Annotated in this window: 10 protein-coding genes; 2 read left to right on the top strand and 8 right to left on the bottom strand. The window is 65.4% G+C overall.

Annotation, left to right across the window (positions count from 1 at the left end; all coding sequences use genetic code 11):
* Positions 1-256: 256 nt before the first annotated feature.
* The gene (locus tag JOY90_RS16480) at positions 257-1,612 is read right to left on the bottom strand and encodes a sorbosone dehydrogenase family protein (protein ID WP_291692180.1); all 1,356 of its coding nucleotides are present in this window, start codon (positions 1,610-1,612) and stop codon (positions 257-259) included.
* Positions 1,609-2,058, bottom strand: a complete 450-nt coding sequence (locus JOY90_RS16475) for a DUF2231 domain-containing protein (protein WP_367276950.1) — start codon at positions 2,056-2,058, stop codon at positions 1,609-1,611. The genes JOY90_RS16480 and JOY90_RS16475 overlap by 4 nt, the downstream gene beginning before the upstream one ends.
* Positions 2,059-2,304: 246 nt before the next feature.
* Here JOY90_RS16475 and JOY90_RS16470 point away from each other — a divergent pair, with 246 nt between their 5' ends.
* Together JOY90_RS16470 and JOY90_RS16465 are read left to right on the top strand one after the other, a co-directional pair.
* Positions 2,305-2,628 carry a hypothetical protein gene (locus JOY90_RS16470; RefSeq protein WP_291692179.1) on the top strand — a complete coding sequence of 108 codons (324 nt, stop codon included), beginning with the start codon at positions 2,305-2,307 and terminating at the stop codon, positions 2,626-2,628.
* 92 nt (positions 2,629-2,720) lie between these two features.
* A complete protein-coding gene (locus JOY90_RS16465) occupies positions 2,721-2,948 on the top strand; it encodes a hypothetical protein (RefSeq protein WP_291692178.1) in 228 nt (75 codons plus the stop codon).
* A gap of 7 nt (positions 2,949-2,955) precedes the next feature.
* On the opposite strand, the gene JOY90_RS16460 is transcribed toward JOY90_RS16465, so the two are convergent.
* From JOY90_RS16460 to JOY90_RS16435, 6 genes are all read right to left on the bottom strand, one after another.
* A complete protein-coding gene (locus JOY90_RS16460; RefSeq protein WP_291692177.1) occupies positions 2,956-4,296 on the bottom strand; it encodes a Rieske 2Fe-2S domain-containing protein in 1,341 nt (446 codons plus the stop codon).
* Positions 4,297-4,371: 75 nt separating this feature from the next.
* Positions 4,372-4,944 (bottom strand): DsrE family protein, encoded by a 573-nt coding sequence (locus JOY90_RS16455; RefSeq protein WP_291692176.1) that lies wholly within the window; start codon positions 4,942-4,944, stop codon positions 4,372-4,374.
* A gap of 37 nt (positions 4,945-4,981) precedes the next feature.
* Positions 4,982-5,608, bottom strand: coding sequence for a hypothetical protein (locus tag JOY90_RS16450; protein WP_291692175.1), 627 nt, complete (start codon positions 5,606-5,608; stop codon positions 4,982-4,984).
* A gap of 5 nt (positions 5,609-5,613) precedes the next feature.
* Positions 5,614-6,675, bottom strand: coding sequence for a C4-dicarboxylate ABC transporter substrate-binding protein (locus JOY90_RS16445; protein WP_291692174.1), 1,062 nt, complete (start codon positions 6,673-6,675; stop codon positions 5,614-5,616).
* A 328-nt stretch (positions 6,676-7,003) separates the two neighbouring features.
* Positions 7,004-7,900 carry a TauD/TfdA family dioxygenase gene (locus tag JOY90_RS16440; protein ID WP_291692173.1) on the bottom strand — a complete coding sequence of 299 codons (897 nt, stop codon included), beginning with the start codon at positions 7,898-7,900 and terminating at the stop codon, positions 7,004-7,006.
* Between the two features lie 29 nt (positions 7,901-7,929).
* On the bottom strand, positions 7,930-8,382 hold a 453-nt coding region (locus tag JOY90_RS16435; RefSeq protein WP_291692172.1), incomplete at its 5' end, for a flavodoxin-dependent (E)-4-hydroxy-3-methylbut-2-enyl-diphosphate synthase.

The following is an 8,382-nucleotide window of genomic DNA, read 5'->3' as shown; positions in this document are numbered from 1 at the left end:
CGTAACAACGCGGGAGGCGGAAGATCGTTCGTCCCGGATCTCCTGTTGGTGGCGTACCCCTGCCATATTCTCGCTTGTCATCAGCCGCGAAAGCGGGTGATCCAGTCTTCCAGAGACATCAATGATGGAATCGGCCGGTCGCTGGGTCGTCCGGTCCCGCCGACGCCAAAGGCTTCGGCCGGCTCGCAAGCCGGGCGACGACAGCGGAGTAAATCATTGTGTTGTGAAGTGAGTGGGGTGGGCCGAGGCTCCACAACTAACTGTTCCCCGCTGCCGCCGAGGTGACGCGCCAGACCGTGTTGCCGACGTCGTCGGCGATCAGCAGCGCGCCGGTCTTGTCGATCGCGACGCCGACGGGACGGCCGCGAGCCTGGTTGTCGTCGTTGAGAAAGCCGGTCACGACATCCTGCGGCATGCCGCTCGGCTTGCCGTTGCTGAACGGCACATAGACGACCTTGTAGCCGTTGAGAATGTCGCGATTCCAGCTGCCGTGCTCGCCGACGAAGGCGCCGCCGCGATAGGCGTTCGGCAGGCCGCTGCCGGTGTTGAAGACGAGCCCGAGCGGCGCGACATGCGAGCTCAGCGCGTAATCGGGCGGAATCGCCTTGGCGACCAGGTCCGGCCGCTGCGGCTCGACGCGGGGATCGACGTGCTGGCCATAATAGCTGTAGGGCCAGCCGTAGAACGCGCCGTCCTTCACCGAGGTCATATAGTCGGGCACGAGGTCGGGGCCGAGCTCGTCGCGCTCGTTGACCACGGTCCACAGCGCGCCGCTCTGCGGCTCGAAGGTCAGTCCGTTCGGATTGCGCAGGCCCGAAGCGAAGATGCGGAAGCGTCCGGTCGCACGGTCGACCTCGAGAATGTCGGCGCGGTTGTGCTCCGCCTCCATGCCGTTCTCGGTGATGTTGCTGTTGGAGCCGACCCCGGCATAGAGCAGCGAGCCGTCCGGGCTCGCCACGAGGCTCTTGGTCCAGTGATGATCGATCGGGCCGCCTGGCAGCTCCGTCAGCGTGGTGCCCGCACCGGCGATCTTGGTGTCGCCGTTATTGTAGGGGTAGCGGACGATGGCATCGGTGTTGGCCACGTAGAGATCGTTGCCAACCAGCGCGACGCCGAACGGCGAGTTGAGATGATCGAGGAACACGCTCTGCTGGTCCGGCACGCCGCTGCCCTTGCTATCATGCAGCAATGTGATGCGGTTGCTCGGCCCGGTGTCGCCGCCCGAGGTGGCCCAGGATTCGACATAGCCCGTCACGATCTCTTTCGGCCGTTTGATGGCTGCCGATTCCGGCGCCTTGGACTCCACCACCAGCACGTCGCCATTCGGCAACACGTAGAGCGAGCGCGGATGCTGCAAGCCGGTGGCGAGCGCCTGAATCTTCAAGCCGGGCGCGACCGTCGGTGTCTCGCCCTGCTTCCAGCCGACCACACGCGCGATGTGAATCGGGGGAAACAGATATTGCTGCTGCGGTGGGAGATTGGGGTTCGCACCGAACTGAGCCTTCGGATCGCCGCTGCCGTCGTTACAGCCGGCAAGGCTCAGCAGCGCGCCGGACAGCAGAACGAAGCCGGCAAGCCGTGGCGCGAACGCGCAATTCCATGAACGTCTCATCGCCTCACTCCGATTTTGGCCACGCCGACACCATGGCGATAGACCAGACTCCAGCCGAGCCAGCCGGTGATCGGCAGGATCAGGACCGTGAGCACCGACAGGACCAGCCCTGTGGGCACCACCGAAGTCCAGGCATCGCGGGTGTGAATGAGAGTGTTGAAGAACGCGAGCACGAGGACCGTGAGATTGCCGATCAGATGCGGCCATGCCGGTGTCTGCGCCCGGATCAGGCGATTGCTGAGAAAATCGACGAGGCCTGCGATCGCCGCGAGCACGCCGACGATGAATCCGACCAGCAGGAGCCAGACCGAGAAATCCGCCCACATCATCTCGGCCGAGAAATAGTAGGTAATGTCCGTCAGCAGCGCACCGATGAAGCACGCGATTGGAACCGGCACCAGCATGGGATGAATGGGATGTCGTGCGATCTGGGCCGTGGGTTGCAAGGCAACCTCACGTCCAAGCAAGGTCTCGTCGTGAGCTACGTTAACCAAAGGCCGCCTCCTTCAGCGTGCGTCAGGGTCGGTCGATCGGCCAACCGCGCTCCGGGACCAATGTTCCTAGCTTCGCGCAGGTTCGATGTGAGGCGATGCGCGTCACATCGGCGTGAAGCCAATGCCGAGAACATGCCGACCAGGAACATCCTGCGTCACGGCCAGTTGATCGGCCGTTGATTCGAGAAGGAGGACCTGATGAAGAGCTTGCAACTGATCGCGGCGACGGCGCTGATCACCGCCACGATGGCTGCGCCCGCCATGGCGCGGAACTACTGCGACACGCATCGCTGCTATCACCGCGGACCGGTCGGCGCGGCTGCCGATGTCGCGGGAGGCGCGGTGGGCGCCGCGGCCGGCATCGCGGGTGCGGCCATCGGAACCGCCGGGGCGATCGCGACCGCGCCGTTCCGCGATCCCCACTACAACAACTCCTACGCCTATTATCCGAATCAGGGCTTCGCCTGTCAGCCCGGGACCTGGTTCCGAGGCGAGGACGGCCGGATGCATCCCTGCCAGTAGGCGTGGCCTCGGTTGCGTAGAGTTGGAAGAGAGGGGGCGGCCGAGCGGCCGCCTCTTCGTTTCCGCAGGTCCATTTGATGGAGCACCTTGTCATGGGCGATCGCAGAGACATCCAGAACGGCGTCAACGATCCCGTCAGCGGCGTCGACGTCAAGCACCATGTCAACGACAACCGCACCCCGCACGAGCGGGAGCAGTGGGCGGCGGACGTCCGCGCCGATCCATCGGCTGATCCGGCCGAGCCGTTCCTGCCCGAGGCGCTGCGGCGCGCGCCGACACCGCCGCTGAACAAGCGGAGCGGACGAAACCCGACGAAATAGGTCGGCCCTACTCCGCCGCCTCGTCGTGCCCCGGCTTGCCGACGAAGCCCGCGACGTCGCCGAAGCGTTCGACCATGACGGCATCGAGGTCCTTGGACCGGTGGGTGACGCAGGCCCCCGAGCGCACCGCGTAGCGGTCCTGCTGCTTGAGATGCGGCGGCGCCTGGCCCTTCTCGAGCGCCCGCGCGGCGTCCATCACCGTTTTCCGGAAATGCAGGATGCCGAGATCGGTGGGCCCGAGATGCTCGCGGGTGCGATCGGCGATCGGGCCCTGGCTGTCCTGCACCGCGGCGTCCTGCTCGGAAACGCCCTTGATGCCGGTGTAGCTCCTGGTCTTCTGCAATTTGCGATCGATCAGGTAGTCGTTGCCCCTGTGGCGCAGCGGCACGTAGTTGTCATCGACCTCGGCGATCACGCCGTTGCCGCGGTCGAAGGCGTCGCGCTCGGCTTGGGTGAGCGGCCGCTCCGGATTCCACGCATAGGTGTAGATCCAGCAATTGGTGTCGGTGACAGGGACGAAGCTCTGGCCGAAGATGTTCTCGCCGGGCATCGCGCTCGGCGCGTAGGCATGCACCGGCATCAGGAACTGGGCGATGCGCCAGTAGATGTTCTCGCCGTCCGTGAGCCGGCCGCCGGCGACCGTCAGCCCCGCCGCATGCGGCAGCACCTTGATCACCGGCCGCGGATCCTCCGCGATCCAGCGCATGTGGTCGGTGCTCATGCGCACGATCGGGTTGATGAAGTGTTTCTTGATGTCGAGGTTTTCGTCCTCCGCCTTGTCGAAAGCGAGATGAGCGAAGGTGAAATGCGCGGTGTCGATCGAGCCTTCCAGCGCCTGCACCCAGTTGCAGTCCTGCCATTTCTTGGAGACATAGCGGTGCGAGGCCGGCAGCAGCGCCATCTCGAGGTCCGGCAATTCCGGCAGCGCGCCCGCCGGGCCCATATAGGCCCAGATCATGTCGCCCCATTCGCGCACCGGATAGGCCTTGATGCGGATCAGGTCCTTGGCGTTGAGGTCGGGATAGGAGGTCGGCATGTCGACGCAGCGGCCCTCGGTGTCGAACTTCCAACCGTGATAGACGCAGCGGATGCCGCATTCCTCGTTGCGGCCGAGCCAGAGATTGGCGCCGCGATGCGGGCAATACTGGTCGATGACGCCGACCACGCCGCGGGAGTCGCGGAAGGCGAGCAGTTCCTCGCCCATCACCACGATCTTTTTCGGCTCGCCGTCCGGCTCCGGCAGCTCCTCCGACAACAGCACCGGCAGCCAGAAACAGCGCAACAGCTCGCCCATCGGCGTGCCGGGCCCGCTCTCGGTCAGGAAGCGGTTGTCCTCCGCGCGCAGCATTGCGATCCTCCGCAAGTGATTGCCTTTGCGCCGAGCTTGGCGCAGGCGGGAGGGCGCGTCAACGCGATCGTCAGGTCACGGCTTGACGTAGGTCCAGCCCTGCTCCTCCAGCTCCATGATGTGCACGACGCCGGACTTCACCACCTCCGCCTGCGGAACGATCGGGATGTCCTTGCTCTCGACCTTGTGCATGTTCTCCTGGGTGTTGCCGCAGGCCTTGAAGGAGATCTCCGGGTTGCTCAGCGCCATGGTCTCGATCCGCGCCTTCACCGGCGAGGTGTCCTCGCGCAGCATGTGCAAGCCGGGCCCGAAGGCGACGACCTCGACCTTCACCGGCTCGCCGGTCTCCTGATAATACTGGGCAACGTTGTTCGCGTTGTTGAGCGCGAGATTCATCGCCGCGGGATCGCTGCTGTTCACCTGCAGGATCAGACGGTGCTCCCTCTTCGCCGCGGGGGCCTCGCTCTTCTCCGGAGCCGCGAGCGCCAGCGCCGGCCGCGGCGCCGGTGCGGCCGCGGCAGGGCTGGCAGCAACATGTCCGCGGGCGGAAGCATGATGCCGCGCCCGTGCCGCTGCGGCATCGGTCGTGACCAGCAGCGCGATGGCTCCGATCATGGCGGCCCTCGCGACGGGCATAAGTTCACTCATTCATTCACTCCTGCAACAAGACACATTCGATACTCGATCACCGCTCGTTCGGCTTGGCGATGGCGTGCGGCCATCGGCAGGTCGGGCCGATCCTGGCGCGCAGCGCGTCCAGCCCATCGAGCGGGAAAACGCCGTCCAGCTCGCTCCCCGACAGAGGGAGAAGACGCACGACGAGCCTGCCCTCGCCGGGTAGCGACTGCAGCAGCGCCGCCACGTCGCCCTTGAACGCGACGCCGTCCCCGACCGCCGGCGCAGCGCCCGGGAGCTGCACCGACCGGCCGTCATTGGCGCGATAGGAAATGAAGTAGCTGTCGCCGCGACCGGTAATCGCCGCTCCGGTCAGGATCAGCTCCGTGTGCCCTCCACGGCAGCGAATCGACAGCCGCATCGAAGAGCCGTCGGTCGCGATCAGCGATGAGGTCGTGGCGGTGGCGATCGGCGAATAGTCGACGGGCGACGTCGTCTCGCTCACGATCCAGCTATCGCCCGCCACCACGAGCTTCGGCGGCTGCGCACCGACGCGAGGCGGCTCGTCAGGACATTCCGACCGGCTCGTGGGCGTCACCAGCGAACAGGCACGAAACCGCGCGCCCGGATCGTCGGCGGCGACCGCTGACGACGTCCCGCCAGCGATGACGGACGCAACGAGCAACGCGACGGTCATGCCTTTCATTGCGACGCCTGGTTGCCGTGCGGATGGTTGTCGAGCCAGGCCTGCGCCGCGGGAAAGCGCACGAGACCCGGCACCGACGCGGCGAGATTGATCGATTTCCACTTCGAATCGAAGCCGGACCCCTGCAACTTGTCGATCCGCGAGAACAGATGATCGACGAACCGCGCGACGCGGTCGTAGCGGTTCGACGTCGCGGGCCAGTTGAACGCGACCAGTGCGGTCGGCACCGCGATCGTCTCCACGCGCTCGCCCTGCTTGATCAGGGTAGGATAGTCGGCGTTGTCGAGCGTCGTCGGAAGGTAGTAGTCCGCGAGCTTGCCATTGTAGGGCACGGGCAGGAACTTGAACCCTTCATCGAATTTCCCGCGCACGAAGGCATCGACCGGCTTGGAGGTGACGAACACCACCGCCGCCATTCCGCCCTCGCCCTTGCGCATCTGCTCCAGCGCGACCTGGTGCGGGATGAACGTCTTCTCGACGTCGAGCCCGAGGCGGCTGAAGATCAGCGGCCCCGAATAGGCGGCCGCGGTGCCGAGCGTGTTGAAATTCACCTTCTTGCCGGCGAGATCGCTGAGGCTCCGAATTTCCGGCCGGACAAAGACGTGCAGCTCGGACGGGAACAGGTTGAGCACAAAGGTGACCTTGCGCTGGATGTCCGGCACCACGCTCTTGTATTCGTCCAGCGAGTCCGAATTGATGATCGCGGTATCGACGCCGCGCAGATAGAGCAGCGAGTTGACGTTCTCCGTCGGCCCTCGCGTCACGATCGGCAGCACATGCAGATTGTCGCCGTCATCGACGACGCGGGCCATCTCCGCGGCGAGCCGGATCGGCGCGCCTTCCAACAGGCCGCCGGCGAGGCCGACGGTCCAGGCGTTCATGACCTCCTTGGGCTTGGCGCTCGCATCCTGCGACGGCGGGTGCGGCCGATGCAGCCGAACGCTCGGGGTGTGAGCATCCCCGACCTGCGCAGCCAGCAGGGCGGGTGGAACGGCAAGGAGCAGCGCAGCCGAGGCTGCGAGCGCGAGCAGCGGGCCCGATCCGACACGTATCTTCATCGACCAACTCCTACACACAACGTACCAACAAGGTGGTGGCAGCGCGCTGCGACGGTGCACGTGCCTCCTCGAGAGCCGAAGGTTTTGATTCATCCTTGGGTAGAAACCCGCGCCTTCGTTCGCACCGATACGCGTCGCAATTGGGGCAGAATGAACGACCCGTAATCTTTCGGAGGTCAAGTTGTGCATCATTTCGTGCACAACCAAGAGAAGTTGCTGCAACGATATCTTTCGCGCCGTGCGCGAGCGCAGCCATGTCCCGCCGCAAGGGACAATAGTGATCAGCGAATCGGGGGAACAGAACTGCGCGGGGACGATCGCGTGCGTCTCACACCGGCCGCTCGCCCTTCACGGTGACGCGGGTGCCGGAGCGGGTGTGCGGCCAGTAATCCCACATCGCGCGGTGCTGGGTGCAGCGGTTGTCCCAGAACGCGATCGCGTTCTCGCTCCAGCGGAAGCGGCATTGGAACAGCGGGTTCTCCGCATGCTGGTAGAGATAGGCGAGGATCGCGTCGCTCTCGTCTCTGGGGACACCGATGATGAAGCGGGTGAAGCCGCGGTTGACGTAGAGCGCCTTCCTGCCCGTGACCGGATGGGTGCGCACCACCGGATGTTCCGCGCGCGGATAGCTCGGCTTGTCGGCGACGCCGTAATTGGCGTAGAGCCCGCGAAAGGTCTGCTCGCCGTCATGCCGCGCGGTGAGCCCGTCGAGATAGAGCTTCATCCGCTCCGACAGCGCGTCATAGGCCGCGTACATGCTGGCGAACAGGGTATCGCCGCCGCGCGGCGGGCACTGGCGGATATGGAGGATCGAGCCCATCGGCGGCTCGAGGTCGCAGGACACGTCGGAATGCCAGCCCTCGCCATTGGCGCGTGGTGAATCCTTGTCGGCATGGATCTTCATCAGCGCAGGATCGTCGCCGTCATGCGGCGCGGCGGGATGGATGTGCAACTCGCCGAAGCTGCGGCCGAAGGCGAGGTGCTGCTCCGGCGTGAGGTGCTGATCGCGGAAGAAGATCACGAGATTTTCGGCGAGCGCGCGATGAATCTCGTCCATCTGACGGTTGCAGGCGGCCTCCTCCGAGACCAGCCGGCCGATGTCGACCCCGTAAATCTCCGCGCCGATGATCGGAGTGAGCTTCTCGACCGCGATGGTTTCGTAGGGCTCGGAGTCGCCGGCAACATGCTTGTAGCGCGGGCCATGTTTTCCCGACAGCGAGCTCATGGCGAGTTCTCCCGGAATGACGGTTCATCTCACTCCGCCGTCGCCGTCTCGGGCAGCTTGGCGCCGTTGCCATAGCGCTGGTCGATATAGTCGATCACCAGCGCCTTGAAGTCGGCGGCGATGGTGGGACCGCGCAGGGTGCGGAACTTCTTGCCGTCGACGAACACGGGGGCGGCGGGGGCCTCGCCGGTGCCGGGCAGCGAGATGCCGATATTGGCGTGCTTGGATTCGCCGGGGCCGTTGACGATGCAGCCCATGACCGCGACGTTCAGTTCCTCGACGCCGGGATATTTGGTCTTCCAGGCCGGCATCTCATCGCGGATGAAATCCTGGATCGAGCGCGCCAGCTCCTGGAACGTCGTCGAGGTGGTGCGGCCGCAGCCGGGACAGGCCGCAACCAGCGGCACGAAGGTGCGAAAGCCCATGGTCTGCAGCAGTTCCTGCGCGACCTGCACCTCGCGGGTGCGGTCACCGCCGGGCTC

The sequence above is a fragment of the Bradyrhizobium sp. genome, assembly GCF_019242285.1.
Classification (GTDB): domain Bacteria; phylum Pseudomonadota; class Alphaproteobacteria; order Rhizobiales; family Xanthobacteraceae; genus Bradyrhizobium.
Note: the sequence above shows the minus strand (reverse complement) of the source record. Positions and strands in the feature narration are given on the sequence as shown.

Bases quoted from the DNA above. Each gene is read 5' to 3' on its own strand.
- JOY90_RS16455 (WP_291692176.1), bottom strand. From the start codon at position 4,944: ATGAGTGAACTTATGCCCGTCGCGAGGGCCGCCATGATCGGAGCCATC.
- JOY90_RS16460 (WP_291692177.1), bottom strand. From the start codon at position 4,296: ATGCTGCGCGCGGAGGACAACCGCTTCCTGACCGAGAGCGGGCCCGGC.
- JOY90_RS16440 (WP_291692173.1), bottom strand. From the start codon at position 7,900: ATGAGCTCGCTGTCGGGAAAACATGGCCCGCGCTACAAGCATGTTGCC.
- JOY90_RS16465 (WP_291692178.1), top strand. From the start codon at position 2,721: ATGGGCGATCGCAGAGACATCCAGAACGGCGTCAACGATCCCGTCAGC.
- JOY90_RS16470 (WP_291692179.1), top strand. From the start codon at position 2,305: ATGAAGAGCTTGCAACTGATCGCGGCGACGGCGCTGATCACCGCCACG.
- JOY90_RS16480 (WP_291692180.1), bottom strand. From the start codon at position 1,612: ATGAGACGTTCATGGAATTGCGCGTTCGCGCCACGGCTTGCCGGCTTC.
- JOY90_RS16445 (WP_291692174.1), bottom strand. From the start codon at position 6,675: ATGAAGATACGTGTCGGATCGGGCCCGCTGCTCGCGCTCGCAGCCTCG.
- JOY90_RS16450 (WP_291692175.1), bottom strand. From the start codon at position 5,608: ATGACCGTCGCGTTGCTCGTTGCGTCCGTCATCGCTGGCGGGACGTCG.